We start from the raw sequence: 1,354 nt of genomic DNA on the forward strand, positions 1-1,354 counted from the left end.
GGATGGCCTTTACTCAAATTTCAGGTACCTGTGGTTTGCCCCCTATATATCGGACGCAGTTTAATACTAGCTTTGAGATAACAAATGCGCTTCCAAGAAGGCTTTAGGTGTCTTATACCCTAAACGTTTTTGGCTTCTCTCATCGTTAAAGTAGTTGCCGAAGGCCAATAAGTCGATTTTAGCTTGTGCATAATTATTCAAAGGATAATGAAAATCAAATTCGGTTTTGAAGTGAGAAAAGATACTTTCAATGACCGCGTTGTCCCAACAGTTTGCTTTTCTCGACATACTTGGCGTAAAGCCAAGTTCCTTTGATTTATTATAGTGCTGAAGTGATGTAAATACACTTCCTTGATCGGTATGGAAGAGAATACCTTTCATCGATTGAAGATTACGTTTCTTCATTGCCATATTAATGGTGGCTTCCACTAGCTCATAAATCGGTCTGGAACCAACAGCCAGCGCAATTAGTTCTCGATTGAACAAATCAACAATAGCTGAAATGAACAGTTTTGCGCCCTCTGCTTTGATTTCGGAGAGGTCCATAACCCATTTTAGATTCGGAGAATCTACATCAAAATTTCGATTTAATATATTTGGATAAACATGGCCAACAAGGTTTGTTCTTGCTTCTCTAGTGATTCTTGCCTTTCTTATCTTAGAAGCTAAATTCAATTCATGCATTAATCTGGCCACGCGTTTATGGTTTATAATGTGGCCTCTTTCTTTAAGTTCTCCTGCAATATGTTTACAACCATAAGTACCTTTGCTCTTATTATACGTTCGTTTTATAGCTTTAATATCTCGGAGATCGCGTTCTGATGGTCCTTGTTGTGGGCGCTTCATGTAATCATAATACCCACTTTTTGATACACCAAGTGTCTTGCAAAGTCTTTCAACCGAATATTCCTTTCTCAAAGAAGTTATGGCATCATATGACTTTTGTTTTCGTTCTCCTTGAGAAAGGCCTGGAACTTTTTTAGAATTTCAATCTCCTCTTGTTGTTGATAGTATTTCGTCTCAAAGCAACGTAGGCGTTCTAATTCAATCCTATCATCTGTTAGTAAGTGTGGGTTTTTCGATTGAAGACCAGCCTCACCGTGCTGTTCAAAGGTTTTGACCCAATTAATTACTGAACTTACACTGAAGCCAATTTCTTCGGCAACAAGCCTTTTGTTTCGGTTGAACTCTATCACTTGTGTAACCGCATATAATTTTGTTTCAAATGGCGATCGACGCTTTTTTAACTTTTTCCGGATATACATAATAACCTCTCCTTTAAATAGAATAATAAGGCTTTGTATATTCTATACCCTATTTTGTCCGTTTTAAGGGGGTCGACCACCACTAGCGT

2 protein-coding genes are annotated in these 1,354 nt (G+C 38.0%); both read right to left on the bottom strand.

The window, feature by feature from the left end; genetic code table 11:
* Positions 1–66: 66 nt before the first annotated feature.
* The gene (locus I2484_RS21000; protein ID WP_255551647.1) at positions 67–918 is read right to left on the bottom strand and encodes an IS3 family transposase; all 852 of its coding nucleotides are present in this window, start codon (positions 916–918) and stop codon (positions 67–69) included.
* A gap of 5 nt (positions 919–923) precedes the next feature.
* A complete protein-coding gene (locus I2484_RS21005; protein ID WP_207152993.1) occupies positions 924–1,265 on the bottom strand; it encodes a transposase in 342 nt (113 codons plus the stop codon).
* Between the last annotated feature and the right edge of the window lie 89 nt (positions 1,266–1,354).

The sequence above is a fragment of the Sporosarcina sp. E16_8 genome, from assembly GCF_017347095.1.
In the GTDB taxonomy this organism is placed as follows: Bacteria; Bacillota; Bacilli; order Bacillales_A; family Planococcaceae; genus Sporosarcina.

What these genes read in the sequence shown, in the direction of transcription:
- I2484_RS21005 (WP_207152993.1), bottom strand. Translation starts at nt 1,265, where the DNA reads ATGTATATCCGGAAAAAGTTAAAAAAGCGTCGATCGCCATTTGAAACA.